18 protein-coding genes are annotated in these 15,236 nt (G+C 40.2%); 14 read left to right on the top strand and 4 right to left on the bottom strand.

Annotated features, from left to right (window positions below):
• Positions 1 to 9: 9 nt before the first annotated feature.
• On the bottom strand, positions 10 to 2,382 hold the full coding sequence (locus PLZ15_00830) for a TonB-dependent receptor (protein HOI28272.1): 2,373 nt from the start codon (positions 2,380 to 2,382) through the stop codon (positions 10 to 12).
• A gap of 204 nt (positions 2,383 to 2,586) precedes the next feature.
• Here PLZ15_00830 and PLZ15_00825 point away from each other — a divergent pair, with 204 nt between their 5' ends.
• On the top strand, positions 2,587 to 2,850 hold the full coding sequence (locus PLZ15_00825; GenBank protein HOI28271.1) for a hypothetical protein: 264 nt from the start codon (positions 2,587 to 2,589) through the stop codon (positions 2,848 to 2,850).
• Between the two features lie 77 nt (positions 2,851 to 2,927).
• Here the strand turns inward: PLZ15_00825 and PLZ15_00820 are convergent, their stop codons facing one another.
• Both PLZ15_00820 and rlmN read right to left on the bottom strand, forming a co-directional pair.
• Entirely contained in the window at positions 2,928 to 3,452 is a 525-nt protein-coding gene (locus PLZ15_00820; protein ID HOI28270.1) for a hypothetical protein, read from the bottom strand.
• A gap of 59 nt (positions 3,453 to 3,511) precedes the next feature.
• Positions 3,512 to 4,576 carry a 23S rRNA (adenine(2503)-C(2))-methyltransferase RlmN gene (gene rlmN / locus PLZ15_00815; protein ID HOI28269.1) on the bottom strand — a complete coding sequence of 355 codons (1,065 nt, stop codon included), beginning with the start codon at positions 4,574 to 4,576 and terminating at the stop codon, positions 3,512 to 3,514.
• 128 nt (positions 4,577 to 4,704) lie between these two features.
• Here rlmN and PLZ15_00810 point away from each other — a divergent pair, with 128 nt between their 5' ends.
• The 10 genes from PLZ15_00810 (at position 4,705) to PLZ15_00765 (ending at position 12,101) form a co-directional block, all read left to right on the top strand.
• The gene (locus PLZ15_00810) at positions 4,705 to 5,847 is read left to right on the top strand and encodes an acyl-CoA dehydrogenase (protein ID HOI28268.1); all 1,143 of its coding nucleotides are present in this window, start codon (positions 4,705 to 4,707) and stop codon (positions 5,845 to 5,847) included.
• Positions 5,848 to 5,854: 7 nt separating this feature from the next.
• Positions 5,855 to 6,310, top strand: coding sequence for a membrane protein insertion efficiency factor YidD (yidD, locus tag PLZ15_00805; protein HOI28267.1), 456 nt, complete (start codon positions 5,855 to 5,857; stop codon positions 6,308 to 6,310).
• Positions 6,300 to 7,211: a tetratricopeptide repeat protein gene (locus PLZ15_00800; GenBank protein ID HOI28266.1), complete on the top strand. Its 912-nt coding sequence runs from the start codon at positions 6,300 to 6,302 to the stop codon at positions 7,209 to 7,211. Before yidD ends, PLZ15_00800 begins: the two co-directional genes overlap by 11 nt.
• Entirely contained in the window at positions 7,204 to 8,046 is an 843-nt protein-coding gene (locus PLZ15_00795) for a hypothetical protein (GenBank protein ID HOI28265.1), read from the top strand. Before PLZ15_00800 ends, PLZ15_00795 begins: the two co-directional genes overlap by 8 nt.
• Positions 8,043 to 8,471 (top strand): ACT domain-containing protein, encoded by a 429-nt coding sequence (locus PLZ15_00790; protein HOI28264.1) that lies wholly within the window; start codon positions 8,043 to 8,045, stop codon positions 8,469 to 8,471. Before PLZ15_00795 ends, PLZ15_00790 begins: the two co-directional genes overlap by 4 nt.
• An 82-nt stretch (positions 8,472 to 8,553) precedes the next feature.
• Complete coding sequence (locus PLZ15_00785) at positions 8,554 to 9,915, top strand: PFL family protein (GenBank protein HOI28263.1); 1,362 nt, start codon at positions 8,554 to 8,556, stop codon at positions 9,913 to 9,915.
• A 21-nt stretch (positions 9,916 to 9,936) separates the two neighbouring features.
• Positions 9,937 to 10,542 carry a LemA family protein gene (locus PLZ15_00780; GenBank protein HOI28262.1) on the top strand — a complete coding sequence of 202 codons (606 nt, stop codon included), beginning with the start codon at positions 9,937 to 9,939 and terminating at the stop codon, positions 10,540 to 10,542.
• 25 nt (positions 10,543 to 10,567) lie between these two features.
• The gene (locus PLZ15_00775; GenBank protein ID HOI28261.1) at positions 10,568 to 11,314 is read left to right on the top strand and encodes a TPM domain-containing protein; all 747 of its coding nucleotides are present in this window, start codon (positions 10,568 to 10,570) and stop codon (positions 11,312 to 11,314) included.
• Between the two features lie 66 nt (positions 11,315 to 11,380).
• Positions 11,381 to 11,737 (top strand): DUF309 domain-containing protein, encoded by a 357-nt coding sequence (locus PLZ15_00770; protein HOI28260.1) that lies wholly within the window; start codon positions 11,381 to 11,383, stop codon positions 11,735 to 11,737.
• Positions 11,738 to 11,768: 31 nt separating this feature from the next.
• On the top strand, positions 11,769 to 12,101 hold the full coding sequence (locus tag PLZ15_00765; GenBank protein ID HOI28259.1) for a 4Fe-4S dicluster domain-containing protein: 333 nt from the start codon (positions 11,769 to 11,771) through the stop codon (positions 12,099 to 12,101).
• Between the two features lie 49 nt (positions 12,102 to 12,150).
• On the opposite strand, the gene PLZ15_00760 is transcribed toward PLZ15_00765, so the two are convergent.
• Entirely contained in the window at positions 12,151 to 13,026 is an 876-nt protein-coding gene (locus PLZ15_00760; protein HOI28258.1) for an endonuclease/exonuclease/phosphatase family protein, read from the bottom strand.
• A gap of 69 nt (positions 13,027 to 13,095) precedes the next feature.
• Here PLZ15_00760 and PLZ15_00755 point away from each other — a divergent pair, with 69 nt between their 5' ends.
• The 3 genes from PLZ15_00755 to queG are packed head-to-tail and all read left to right on the top strand — an operon-like array spanning position 13,096 to position 15,203.
• Positions 13,096 to 13,944, top strand: a complete 849-nt coding sequence (locus PLZ15_00755; GenBank protein ID HOI28257.1) for an MBL fold metallo-hydrolase — start codon at positions 13,096 to 13,098, stop codon at positions 13,942 to 13,944.
• Positions 13,944 to 14,279 (top strand): nitrite reductase (NAD(P)H) small subunit, encoded by a 336-nt coding sequence (locus PLZ15_00750; protein HOI28256.1) that lies wholly within the window; start codon positions 13,944 to 13,946, stop codon positions 14,277 to 14,279. The genes PLZ15_00755 and PLZ15_00750 overlap by 1 nt, the downstream gene beginning before the upstream one ends.
• Positions 14,280 to 14,282: 3 nt before the next feature.
• Complete coding sequence (queG, locus tag PLZ15_00745) at positions 14,283 to 15,203, top strand: tRNA epoxyqueuosine(34) reductase QueG (protein ID HOI28255.1); 921 nt, start codon at positions 14,283 to 14,285, stop codon at positions 15,201 to 15,203.
• Positions 15,204 to 15,236 lie beyond the last annotated feature (33 nt).

Here is a 15,236-nt window from a genome sequence, read left to right as displayed (position 1 = left end):
TCATCATATCTAGAATTTAATATTTACGCCGATACTGGGCAGAATTGGAAACATTGTGACATTATTAATTTCCTGTTTAATTACACCGCCTTTTATTTCATTCTTGTATTCAATGAACCAGACATTTTTCCGGTTAAGCAGATTGAATATCTGCAGATAGGGTGAAAGAATCCATCCGCCGTAATTAATTTCGTATGTAAGACTCAGGTCTAATCTTGAATAATAGGGAAGCCGGAACTCATTAATTCCGGAGGGATATATTGCCAGACTTCTTGAATTCGGTTCCCAATCTGGAAACTGGTTTATAAAATAAACCGACGCGGGAAGTGTTATTGGCTGACCAGAGAAGAAAGTAAAATTCAGTCCCAGACTCCATTTCTTGTCGGATGTAATGAATGGTTTTCTGTTTAATTCATTCAAGAAGTTGTTCAAGTCAAAATTGGCAACTATATTAATCGCGTGTGTTCTATCGTGTCTAGGCGCGAAAGGAATTCCTTTATTGATCCTTTCAATCGAAAACTCTGTACCTGCTAAGGAATAAGCAGCCCATCCTGTAATTGCCCCGATATCCTTTCGTAATAGAAACTCAACTCCGTAAGATTTCCCTTTCCCTTCATTAAAAAGTCCTTTCGTTGTACTGAATAACGGCAGATTATCTTCAGTATAACTTTCCGGTGTTATATCGGCAAGAAATGTAGGATTGTACGAATAAATGTTGGTATAATTCTTATAATACGCTTCGACCTCGAATTCTATATTCCGGGCAATTTCCCTCTGATACCCGAGAATAAAATGGGAAGCAGAGGACCCTTTCACATATTCATCGGCACTTGTCCAGATGCTTACAAAAAAGAGCCGCGGGATGCGATTTGCATACTGATGGAAAAGTCCGGAAGAGAATTTCAAACTGCTTGTTTCTGTTAATCTGTATTTAATTGTTAACCGGGGATCAATGTTTTTGTAATCCGTATCCGAATCAAAATACTCGGCCCTAATACCCGCTTCGATATCCCAGAGCGGATTCGGACGCCAGTCTGTGGTAAAGTAGAGTGAGTAGAGAATCCTGTGTTTGGAAACGTCTACCCTGCCGCCGGTAAAACCCTGTTTAAGACTCCCGCTTACGTTTTTCTGTTCGAATCCGAATTTGAATTTCCAGTGATCGCTGTAAAAATATTCCAGTGCTCCCTTTAGAGTAACATCCCGGATTAAATTCTCTTCATAAAAGTCGACATCGTCGAAATCGAAATCCGAGAAAAATCTGCTTCCTGTAATCCAGAAATTGCCGAAGAGTTTAGGTGTAATAATCGATCTCCAGTTTATGCTTCCTGTCTGATTGCCCCATACATATTCGAATCCGAAAGACTCGGGACGCTCTTTGTCGAGAACGAAATTCAGGTCGTCTATACCACCGTAAAAACTGACGCTTAGCTTGTTGGTGGGACTTAAGTCGAAAAATGCTTTCAGATTTCCATCCAGGAAATAATAATCGGGTATATCATCAATAACCTTTGCAAGGGTTTGATCGAAATATGTTCTTCTGAGTGAACCGGACAGCGATCCAATATTTCCCAAGGGAGTTTGAAGCGTTGTATTTAACGAGAGAAGACTCAAGGAAACTTTCCCTTCAAAGTTGTTCCGGTTGCCGTCGTTGTTCGTTACATTTATTACCGAGGATAATCTTCCGCCGTACTCCGCGCTGAATCCGCCTTTGTATACCTCAACTTTTTTTATCGCATCCATATTGAACGTTGAAAAGAGTCCGAAAGCATGCTCTGGATTGTAAACATCAGTTCCGTCCAGAAGAAACAGGTTCTGATCCGGAGTCCCTCCACGTACATAAATGGCTGAGGAGAAATCCGATACCGGTACAATCCCCGGAAGGGATTGAAGCGTTCTTAAAAGGTCCGACTCAACTGCCTGAGGTACTTTGCCGAGCTGGACCGGAGAAAGATCGATTCTTGAGACCGGTTTGTTAAATAGTCTCTCAATTGTTCTTACGGAATCCCCGGTTACAATTACTTCCTCTCCCATTATTATGTCGGGTGCCAGATACACATCAATCCTTTTATCCTCGTTTGATTTCAATGTAACTGATTGTGAAAAGGTTCTAAACCCGACATAACTTACCACAATTTCGAAAGTACCCGGTTTCAGATTGGTTATTACAAAGTATCCGCTAACATTACTGCTTGCGCCGGTATTTATTTCTTTGATGAAAATATTCGCCCCGATTAGCGCTTCGCCATTCGATGAATCGTACACAAATCCGTTTATTGTGGCTTCACCGTTCGACTGAGCAGAAGAATTTGAATTGAGTATAAATAGAAATAGAAAAAACGCGAGAAGAGCGTGTATTCTATTTGTTTTGTTAAGAGACGTCATTTGTCATATAAGTATTTATATCAGGGTCTTTGTTTATATAATTATCTAAATCAGTTTTCATTCAAATTAGTTCCGGATCCGGCAGGGGATTGGTCATTTTATTTGTCGGTAAACCTTTTCACGATAGGATGTATATACACCTAAAGAATCCTTCCGCTGGCACTTGACCAGATAAAAATCTTTGATGAGATTATCAAATTCAGCTTGTATAGTATAATTGCAAATGCATCTGCACAGATTAGCTGCTGTATCTGCAAATACTATTGTGATAGTATCTTTAAATACTCCGGACTTAAAAGAAAAACGGTTGGAATCGGGACAGCAGTTTCCCGGAACACAAAAGTCGATTTTGAGAGTTTCCCTGAAAGTATATGTGAAACAGGAATCGCTTTCCGGGGAGCGGCTGTAAGATTTGTTGCAGCCGCTTATCTGATGGATGATTCCGTCTGCCGCCGACTCGGTTATTGAACTATCGCACTTTAAAAACAGAATTGTTATTGAAAACAACAGTACCAGTTGCGCGGATAAATTTAATTTCATTTACTCTATTTATAACCCATACTAACAAGTTGATTTACAACTTTAAGCGCCATCTCGTCTGTGGACAAATTTTTTCTGAATAATCCCCATCTTTCCGTGTAAGCCATTCTCTCTTTAATAACAGTTTCTTTTTTTCTGGCATCATATATTGTAACTGAAATTGGATTCGAAGTGTAGTAGTTGCCTCTTTGCCTGTACATATTGCTTATCTGACCGTAAACTATAAGATCCACATCTATACTTTTAGATACCAGAAAGGCCTCGTCGGATAATGTCCTGGCAGGATTGAATCCCTGATCTAAAATTTTCGACCAAGTAGAGTCGTCCAGAATTACTGCAAATCCCTTTTCGTAAAATGCTTTTATAAAAGCTTCTCTTATCCAGTCGGTATTATACGGATAATGGAGTTCGTCCAAAAACGGCATAATAACAACAGTATATATTTTTTGATTGATCTTATCCTGCTGGGCATTCTGAATACCGTTAGAAATGAGTAAGAGAAGAATTAAAATCCGAATCGGTTTGATCATCGAATTATTCTCCTAATTTCGCGTGAATAATAATTAACAAATTGTTGAAATGAAAGGTCTTAATTCATGCTTACTGCAAGCTGCCCGCATGCAGCTGCTATGTCATCACCCTGAGTTTCTCTTACCAATACTGTTATGTTGTGGCCCCGGAGTTTATCGGCAAATTTCAGGATATTATCTAAGCTGGTCGGTTCTAACTCCGCTGAAATTCCGCCGGGATTCATATGCCTGATACTGTTGAACGGGATGATATTGATTTTGGAAGGTAACTGGCTGCATAGTTTTACTATTGCTTTTATGTCCTCATCCCGGTCGTTTATTCCCTTCAACATGGTGTATTCGAATGTAGCTCTAGTCTTTGTCTTCTTTGTATAGAATTTCAGCGCTTCAATATTTTCTTTAAGCGAGTATTTTTTATTGATAGGCATTATCTGTGAACGGATATCATCAAAACACGAATGAAGAGACAGTGCCAGTTTGATACGCAAACCCAATTCAGCAATCTCGATTATCTTATTCGGAATACCTGCCGTGGAAATTGTGATCCTTTTCCTGCTTAATCCTTTTGTAAGTTCATGAGTGAAAATTTCTACCGACTTAACAGTGTTATCAAAATTTAAAAGAGGTTCACCCATCCCCATATAGACAATGTTTGTAATTGCTTGTTTACCGGCTTCCTTTGCAGTTAACAGATATTGATCTACAATTTCGCCTGAACTCAGATTCCGTTTGTATCCCATTAATCCGGTTGCGCAGAATTTACAATCAAGTGGGCATCCCACCTGCGTTGAAATGCAAAGTGTGTTCCGCTCGCCTTCGGGAATCAGTACCGATTCAATTTTCCGGTTGTCGGATGTTGAATAAAGATATTTTTTTGTCCCTGTGGAAGGCGAATCCTGTACCGCGACCGGTTCCAAGGTCTTAATAAGAGCAGTTGATTCGAGCCGGGTTCTTAAAGTCTTAGGGAAATTCTGCATCTCATTGAAATCGAATGAAACCCTGTTATAGACCCAGTTGAAGAGCTGTTCGGCCCGGTATTTGGACTCTCCGATCGAAAGAAAATATTCTTTCAGCTCGGAAAGAGTCATCCCCTTTAATACCGCTTTCTTATCTTCCTTTTTCATCACGGCAAATATAATAAATCCTTCGCCATACAAAATTAATCGGCTTTAAAACGATTGAATTTACCAAACCCTTTATTTAGTTTTGAATTGTAATTGACCAATCAATTCAATTCAACTAAGAGGTCCTTATGAAATTTGAATTTACAGAAGAACAATTGATGATTCAGCAGACGGCCCGCGAATTTGCCGAATTGGAAATCGCTCCTTCTTCTATAGAGAGAGATAAAAAAGCCGAATTCCCTTCCGAAATTGTAAAAAAACTCGGCGAACTTGGATTCCTCGGAATGATGGTTTCTCCTGAGTACGACGGTGCTGGACTTGATACAATAAGTTATGTTCTAGCTATGATTGAAATTTCTAAGGTCGATGCAAGTGTTGGTGTTATTATGTCCGTAAATAATTCACTGGTCTGCTACGGACTCGAAAAATGGGGTTCCGATTATTTAAAGGAGACTTATTTAAAACCTCTTGCACGCGGAGATAAGCTCGGAGCTTTTGCCCTCTCGGAACCGGAAGCCGGAAGCGATGCTACTAAACAGAATACTTCTGCTCATAAAGAAGGTGATCTGTGGGCGATTAATGGTATGAAAAACTGGATCACAAATGGAATCAGCGCAGATTATTTTCTTGTTGTCGCTCAAACCGATAAAGAAAAAGCGCACCACGGAATTACTACGTTCCTTGTTGAAAAAGGGACTCCCGGATTCGGCCACGGCGTTAAAGAGGATAAACTCGGTATCAGAAGCAGCGATACATGTTCACTTACTTTCGAGAATTGTAAAGTCCCCGAGAAAAATATTGTCTGGGAAGCAGGCAAAGGTTTTAATTTTGCTATGAATACTCTGAACGGTGGCAGGATCGGTATTGCGGCGCAAGCATGCGGAATTGCCGAAGGTGCTCTTGAAGCTTCCAGAAAATATGCCCGCGTCCGAAAAGCTTTCGGAACTGAAATTGCTAATCTTCAGGCAATTCAGTTCAAACTTGCGGACATGGCTGTTAAAGTTGAGGCAGCTAAACTTCTTACACTCGAAGCAGCAGCACTAAAAGATGCAGGTAAAAAATATGTGAAAGAAGCTGCGATGGCTAAACTGTATGCGTCTAAAATTGCTGTGGATTGTGCCCTTGAAGCAATCCAGATTCACGGCGGTTACGGATATGTGAGGGAATATCTGGTGGAAAGATTTTTAAGGGATGCTAAAATCACCGAAATCTATGAAGGAACTTCGGAAATTCAGAGAGTTGTTATTGCCCGAGAATTATTAAAGGATTAATTAAGGATTGAACCGTTTATTCAATAAAACAGTATTACTGATTTTGATCTTTAACGTCATCAGTTTCTCCCAAACCGATTGGGTGAAATGGGTGGGGCGTGAAGTACAGTATCAGATTGTAAGTAAGTACGAGCTTGATACCGATAAATCTAACTACGGGACAGGTTCTAAGTTTTTATCCGCAGTTAGAAGTGTTTATTCGTTTTTGATCTCGGATCTGGACGGAGATAATTGCCCTTTCTATCCATCATGTTCACATTTCTTTGTTGAATCGGTAAATGAAGCCGGAATGATTAAAGGTTCATTGATGTTTGCCGACAGGTTTATAAGGGACCTGAATTTTTTCAAGGGAAGTAGTAATTATCCTGTTCATATATCAGGAAAGTTTTACGATTCCTCTTCTAATTACACTCTCAATTCCGAAAAGATTATTTATAATCCGGGTGGACTTCTTGTTAAATAGTTTATTAAAAATTATTCATGCTGCCCGGATTTCTAAAAGCAAATTTCTCTTTTTGTTGCTTAGCCTTCAATCCTTCTCTTTAATTGTTGCACAATCTGCAGACAATTATTCCGGTTATTTCTCTGTTGAAAACCGGTTGAGATTCGGCAATTTTCTCTATAACGAAAAAGATTATTTGAGAGCCCTCGAAGAATTCAGGGAAGTTCTGTTGTCGAAGGATAACGATACGGTCCGTTATAAATTTGCCGACTGTTTTTATAATATCGGAAGGTTCAAAGAAGCCGCCGATAATTTTAAAGGACTCTTTTTTAATTCAGATTTTGAGGAAGAATCAAGACTGGCTTTCTTCAAATCACTCTTTTTTGAAAGGGACTTTAAGGAATTCCGGCTGACGGCTGTTCAAGGAAATTATCACACTGAAAAGTATTCACGCGAAATAGACCGGCTCTATTACATTTCTCACCTGATCGATAATTCTGTTTTACCGGACACTTCACTATTTTATAAAGTCTTTCCCGATTCGGATAAAACTGTAATTAAAGAATTTTATTCCAGGAAAAAATCCCCTGCGTATAAAAGTCCGGTTACAGCAGCGCTCCTTTCCGGATTTCTTCCGGGACTAGGCAAGATATATACCGGAGAAGTAAGTGACGGAATTACATCCATGATTGCCACTGGAATTCTTACATTCCTTGCCATCGACAATTTTAAACACAAGCATAACTTCCGTGCCTGGCTCTTCACCGGCCTGGCTACTTTTTCATATGCCGGAACAATTTATGGCTCTGCAGCTTCAGCCCAGATTTATAATGCGGGCGTTCAATTCAATTTTGATTCTGATGTTAAGTTCTTTTTCGAAAAAAGAAATTATTATCTGCCGGAAAAAATTTTTAATGAATAACCGTCTTAAATATTTCCTGGTGCTTTTTTTACTCGGTTCTTGTCAGACCGCTTTTGCTCAATACACCGCAGTAGCACAATTCGAATACGCGAATACTTTATTTGCTAACGGTCATTATTTTGACGCAATTACTGAATATAAACGCCTCCTTTTCTTGGATTCAACCAAAGCATTTGAATACGAAGCAAACATGCGGATTGGGAAATCTTATAAAGCAGGCGCGAAGCTGGATGACGCCATCAAGTACTTTTCGATTGCCGGATTTATTGCATCTTCAGAAAAGGAACTTTACAGTTCCGAAATTGAAATTGTCAGATCAAATATTCTGCGCCGTACAAATTCCCGCGCTTTTCAGCTCCTTGATGATATGGAGAAAAAATACAGTTCTAAGGAGATTACCGATTCCCTTAAATACTGGCGCGGGTGGGTCTATATTTTCGCTGACGACTGGATTAATGCTTCCAGGACTTTTGCCCAGATCAGTCCTGATCACGAACTAAAAATTATTGCCGACCGTGTAGAAAAGGAGAAACTTTCGGTTACTTTTGCAACGGTAATTTCTTATATTTTGCCGGGCTCGGGACAAATATATTCTGGTGAAATACTCTCAGGGTTATTATCCTTAGGTTGGAATATTATTTCAGGGTATCTTACTATTAGTGCCTTTAATGCTGATCGTGTTTTCGACGGAATCGCTCTTTTATCTTTATTATGGCAGAGATTTTACCGGGGTAATATTCAGAATGCCGGGAAATTTGCAGTTGAAAAAAATATCGAAATTTCGAATAGAACTTTAAAATATTTGCAGAATGAATTCAAAGGACTAAAACCGTGAAATTTACAGAAGATGAAATCAGAAAAATTACATTTGATGCAATTCGTGAACTGGGACCAACTGCTACTCCGGATGTCATTAAAGAAGCTGTTCGGCAAAAAATTGAAAGTGCCGGAGGTTCCGACTTTAAATTTTCTAAAGGCGATGTCTCTTCGGGAAGAGTAATCCTCACTTCCTTCGGATTGAATAAGCCGGGTATTGTAGCTGGTGTTACAAAAGCTCTCGGCGATGCTCAGTGCGATATTCTGGACCTCTCCCAGAAATTGATGGGCGATTTTTTTACGATGATTATGATAATAGATATTACCGGCTCTCAGAAGGATCTTAAACAGATTCAGGAAGAGATGTCAGGAATTGGCGATCAATTAAAGATCAAAATCTATTTACAGCATGAGGATGTTTTCCGTTATATGCATAGAATTTAACGGTTTTACTTTTGCAGAGTAATTCATTCTGTTTTGCAAATTCTATTAATACCTGCTAATCAAAAATTAAAAGGATTTTCCAATGCCCTACGAGTTTGAAGAGATTCTTGAAACAATCCGGATGACAGAAATTGAACACTTTGATATACGTACTGTTACTCTCGGAATCAGTTTGCGCGATTGCTACGACCGCAACATTGAAGTAACCAAACAGAAAATATATGATAAGATTTTACGCTACGGGAAAAATCATGTAAAGAATGCCAAAGAGGTCGAATCGCAATTCGGTATTTCAATCGCTAATAAGCGCGTATCCGTAACCCCTATTTCAATCGCATTCGACGCATGCAATGCCGAAGAATTTCTGGAAATAGCACGTACTTTGGATAAAGCAGCAGAGGAGATCGGAATCGATTATATCGCCGGGTATTCCGCGCTTGTACAGAAAGGTATGACGAATGGCGAGCGCGAACTGATCAGATCGATACCTATGGCACTTTCGCAGACTAAAAGAGTCTGTTCAAGTGTTAATGTAGCCTCTACCAAAGCGGGTATTAACATGGATGCTATCCGTATGATGTCTGATGTTATTAAAACTACAGCTGAATACACAAAGGAAAGGGATTCCATCGGATGCGCTAAGCTAGTAGTTTTTGCCAATGCCGTTGAGGATAATCCGTTCGTTGCAGGGGCTTTCCACGGTGTAACTGAACCGGAAGTTGTTCTGAATGTTGGTATCAGCGGCCCGGGTGTTGTGCTCGAAGCAATTAAAGAAGCCGGCAATGTAGACCTTCAGCAGCTTGCAGAGGTGATTAAAAAAACAATTTTTAAGATTACAAGAGCGGGTGAATTAATTGGTCGCAAAGTTGCAGAAAAAAACGGCGTCCCGTTCGGTATAGTTGATATTTCACTCGCACCTACTCCTGCCGAAGGAGATAGCATTGCTGATATTCTAAAAACCATGGGCGTTGAAGATGTCGGTGCGCCGGGAACTACTGCTGCTCTCGCGATGCTTAATGATGCCGTTAAGAAAGCCGGCCTCATGGCTAGTTCTTCTGTTGGTGGTATGAGCGGGGCTTTCATTCCGGTTAGCGAGGACCAGGGAATGATTAGAGCCGCTCAGGTCGGTAACCTCTCTCTCGAAAAACTCGAGGCCATGACTGCGGTCTGCTCTGTTGGACTCGATATGATTGCCATACCCGGAGATACTCCGTCAACAACAATTGCCGGAATTATTGCTGATGAATCTGCCATCGGTGTTATCAATGATAAAACTACTGCAGTCAGAATTATCCCGGCTTACGGTAAAAATGTCGGTGATTTTGTCGACTATGGTGGTCTGCTCGGTAAAGCACCCGTAATGGAAGTTAGAAAATTAAGTTGTGAGAATTTTGTAGGAAGAGGAGGCAGAATTCCTGCTCCGATGAGAAGTTTAACAAATTAATTATTTATTAACGGAGGGTAAATGAAAAAAGGATGGATTATTGCTCTCGTTGTAATAGCTGTAATCGTTGTTCTCGGTTTTGCTATAGTAGGTTGGGGTGTGGGTGTATATAATAAACTGGTCGGTTTGAATGAAGGTGTAAGCCAGGCCTGGAGCCAGGTTGAAAATCAATACCAGAGAAGATACGACCTTATCCCCAATTTAGTTGAAACGGTCAAAGGCGTGGCTGAGTTCGAGAAGGGTACCTTTACGGCTGTTACGGAAGCCCGCGCTAAAGTTGGGCAGGTTCGTCTTTCTGCAGATCAACTTGGCGATCCTCAGGCGTTCCAGCAGTTCCAGCAGGCACAGGATGGATTAAGCAGCGCCCTCTCGAGACTACTTGTGGTTTCGGAAAATTATCCGCAGCTAAAAGCAAACGAGAATTTCCTACAGCTTCAGGCTCAATTGGAAGGGACCGAGAACAGGATTTCAGTTGAAAGGATGAAATTCAACCAGGTAGTTCAGGATTATAATACTCAGATAAAACGCTTCCCGGCAGCTATTATTGCAGGAATTACCGGCTTCTCTGAAAAACAGTATTTTAAAGCTGCTGAAGGTGCTCAACAGACACCCAAAGTACAATTTTAATATATTCTAAAAGGGTGTAGAGTTAATGAGAAAAATATTCTGGATTTTTCTGCTTCCTCTTATTGTTAATGCTCAGGTTCAATTTCCTGAATTGAAAAATTATGCAAACGATTTTACTTCTACGTTAATTAACTCTGAACTCTACACTCTTAATTCTTCTCTGAAAAAATTCGACGATTCCACTTCCAATCAGGTCGTATTTCTTATGATCAATTCTCTGGATGGTTATTCCCTCGAAATGTTTACATATGAGGTAGCAACAAAAAACAAAATCGGAAGCGCAAAAAACAATAACGGTGTACTTTTCTTTGTTGCTAAAGAGGACAGGAAAATGAGAATTGAAGTTGGATATGGTCTGGAGGGTGCTTTACCTGATGCTCTTGCCAGTTCAATACTAAGAAATGAAGTCAGACCTTATTTCAAGCAGGGAGATTATTATGAAGGAATTTTTGCCGGACTGAATTCAATTATGAAGGCTACCGTTGGTGAATATAAGGGAGAGACTAAAGATGACGAAGATGGGATCGGTTTTCCCATTGTTTACATAATTATGGCAATACTGTATATAATCTTTTCGATTATAGGCAAAGGAAAAGGGGGAGGAAAAGGAGGGGGCAGCAATATTCTACCCTGGCTGATAATCTCTTCACTCGGAAGCGGTAGAAGCCGTGGCGGCTGGGGCGGTAGCGGGGGTGGTTTTGGAGGCGGTTTTGGGGGTTTTTCGGGGGGAGGCGGCTCTTTTGGGGGAGGCGGAGCAAGCGGAAGCTGGTAATTATTATTCCTTAATCCACTTCTATGCTTGAAGTTATTCACTTCTTTTATTATTATTTCATCGGTTTTGAAAGATATTTCTAAAGGAATTAGTTACTTTAACAATGCCGATTTCTTTACGGCCCACGATTTATTCGAAGAATTGTGGGTTGAAAGTAGTCGAGAGGACAGAAGGTTTTTTCAGGGATTGGTTCAAGTTTCGGTCGGATGTTATCATTTGGCTTCCGGAAATTACCGCGGTGCTTTGAATCAGTTAACTAAAGGAATCCAAAAGCTGAATGAATACCTTCCTTCTTATTACAATATTGATTTAACTGATTTATCATATAAAATTGATCTCTTAATTCTGGAATTGAATAAGTACTTCTCGGATAATAACTACATCATTGATATTGGAAGAATTCCTATAATAAAAGTTAACTAAACAATTTTTCACTAATCTAGGAGAATTAGTTATGGCTATTATGATAACCGACGAATGTATTAATTGCGGAGCTTGCGAACCTGAATGCCCAAATACCGCTATATATGAAGGAGGCGCACAATGGGAATTGGCCGGTACTCATTATGGAGAGGGCGATGCAGCCCCGTCAGGCGCCGAAGGTTTTTTCTCAAAAGATTTCTTTTTTATTGTACCAGATAAATGTACCGAATGTGTCGGATTCCATGATGAACCTCAGTGTGCCGCTGTCTGTCCTGTTGATTGCTGCGTTCCGGATCCAAAACATGTTGAAGATAAAGATACATTACTGAAGAGAAAAGAATATCTGGATGGCATCGGAAGATAATTCTGAATTGTCCTTAGAGTTTTTATTAAGCCCCTAAAACGGGGCTTTTTTATTTATACTTTAATGTTGCTGTAACCGGAAAATGATCGGATGGATATTTTCCGCTTCTGTTTGAGTGGTCAATAGCGGAATGAACAATCCCGAGATTCCCCCGGATAAAAATAAAATCTATTTTCTCACCTGTCTTGTCTCCTTTGAATCCGTTGAACGTACCTTCGTCAGGTGCGGGCGTATTTAATGACCTGTATGTATCTGTCAGTCCGGCTTCTAATAGTTTCTTGATCCCCGGATTCGATTCGCCGCAATTAAAATCACCTGTCAGAACCAGTGGAAGATTATTGTCGTTCAGACCGATCTTTCTCAATAATGCATCTGAACTTTTTTCCCTTGAAATCTGCGATTGGTGATCCCAGTGAATATTGTAAACATACAGGGATTTGTTGGCAAATTTGTCGAATAATAATCCCCATGTACAGATCCGCGGAAGCGACCCGCCCCATGTAATTGAACCGGGATCCTGGGGCTGATCCGAAAACCAGAATGTTTCCGATGTATCAATTATAAACCTGTCTTTTGCAAATAATATTGCTGTAAATTCACCTTTGCTCTTTCCGTCATCTCTCCCGGAACCGATGAAGCCGTATCCGGGGATGTTCTCAATTATTTCCTGCAACTGAAATTCTAGAGCTTCCTGAAGCCCAAGTATATCCGGATTATTTTCGCGAATTACTTCATAGAGAAACTCTTTCCTTAAGTCCCATCTGTTCTCACCATCATTAGCCGTACCGTACCGGATATTGAACGACATTACCTTAAGCTCTGTTTCATAATCAGTTGCAATAGTTTGCTGCTGAACACAGCCGTACGGAGTGATAATCAGAATTATACTTAAAACAACATAGATTAATAAATTTCCTCTTCTCATATGATTTTATCTGCATTGTTTTTAAATTTATCCCTGTAAAATCTATCAATAATTAACGAAATAAGCATTATGAAAATCGGCAAATACAATCTTAAGTCAATAGATACAATTACTTTCGGGCTTGATGGCGGGGCAATGTTCGGAATAATCCCGAAACCTCTCTGGCAGAAATATAATCCTTCGGATGAACAGAACCGCGTTACTCTAGGTGCCCGTTCACTACTGCTGGAAAGCGGTAACCGGAAAATTCTGATTGATACTGGTATCGGGGAAAACTGGGATGATAAGTTTAAGTCCATATACAGATTTTCCAACGAGGGGAATACTTTACTGCGTGCACTAAAAGTTCATAGAATTGAACCGGGGATGATAACCGATGTTATCCTCACTCATCTCCATTTTGATCATACCGGCGGTTCTACTTCGTTGATCGATGGGAAATGGGAACCGGCCTTTCCGAATGCGAAATATTATGTGCAGAAAAAACATTATGAGTGGGCAATTAATCCATCGGATAGGGACCGCGCAAGTTTTGTTGAAAGCCGTTTTGTCCCCCTTTACAATCACGGTGTGTTAAACCTTGTGGAACCCGATTTCCGGCTGGATGACGAAATTGAATTCATGATTATTAACGGACATACTATGAGTCAGCAGATGGTTAAGATTTCGGATTCCTCCTCTACACTTTTATACTGCGGAGATCTGCTCCCTTTTTCTTCTCATGTTCCTTTACCCTATATCATGGGGTACGATCTTCAGCCGCTTATTACACTCCAGGAAAAGAAAAACCTCTACCCGAAAGCAATTGAGGAAAACTGGCTCATATTTTTCGAGCATGACCCTGAAGTTGTGGCCGCTACCGTTACAAAAAATGATAAAGGGTTCTTTCTGAATGAAGTATTGACGGAGTTAGGATAATGAATTTAACCGAAGAGTTTTCAAAAGTATGTAAATTGAATGAGCTGAAAGAAGGAACCGGTAAAAGGTTTTTTATTGATGATGTGGAAATAGCACTCTTTCTGATTGATAATAATGTCTATGCGTTAAGCAACATCTGCCCGCATCAAAAAACACACCTGATGCATGAAGGATATATTGACGAGGGAAATGTGGTATGCCCGGTGCACGGCTGGAAGTTCGATCTTAAAACAGGTAATCTCGCACCGGGAAGAAAAGGCCTCGATTCTTTTGAAACCGTTATCCGGAATGACGACGTCTACGTTAAAATTGTAAAAAAAGATTTAAAGTGGTAACGGTTGAAGATCAGCAATCAAATAGTTATTGAGAAAGCCAGAGAACTAGGGTTCGATCTGGTCGGTTTCGCTAAAGCTGAACGTTTGACTGACGAACTAAGCCATTTGAATGAATGGCTCTCACGCGGTTATAATGCCGGCATGGATTATATGAATCGTAATCTCGGAAAAAGAGAGGATGTTAATCTGATCCTTCCGGGAGCTAAATGTGTCATCTCTCTCGCAATTAATTACTATACAGATCATTCTCATTGCAATCAGAACGGTATCGGGAAAATTTCACGTTATGCCTGGGGGAAGGACTATCACCTTATTGTCTGGGATAAGCTTGAAATCCTCGAGAAACAACTGAATGAATTAGACCCGGACTTTAGAAGCATCAGCTATGTCGATACCGGCCCGGTCATGGATAAATCCTGGGCTGTTCGGGCTGGAATCGGATGGTTGGGAAAACACTCGAATGTTATTTCAAAGGAAATGGGAAGCTGGTTTTTTCTCTCAACATTAATAACTAACCAGGAATTCGAATACAATGAACCGGTCGTTGATCACTGCGGTACTTGCCGGGCATGTTTAGATGCTTGTCCTACCAAAGCTATTGTTGATGATTATATTGTCGACTCGAACAGATGTATTTCGTTTTTAACGATTGAAAATAAAGGTGATATTGAGAATAGTATTAAAGACAACTTTGATAACTGGCTCTTCGGCTGCGATGTCTGCCAGGACGTATGCCCGTGGAATAATAAATTTTCAGTTGTAACAGGTGAAGGTGCTTTTGAACCGGCAAACGGAACCGGCTTCCGGTTAAGTGATGTGATTAATTTGTCTCAGGCGGAATTTAATTCAAAATTTGAAACGAGTCCCCTTAAGAGGGCAAAATTGAACGGTCTTAAGAGGAATGCAAATTTTCTTCTACGCTGAGAATCCATCTGGCATTTAATTCATCTTACCTTT

The organism is Melioribacteraceae bacterium (assembly GCA_035362835.1).
Lineage (GTDB): Bacteria > Bacteroidota > Ignavibacteria > Ignavibacteriales > Melioribacteraceae > DSXH01.
The sequence above is the reverse complement of the archived record's forward strand: the minus strand, read 5'-3'. Positions and strand labels throughout refer to the sequence as shown.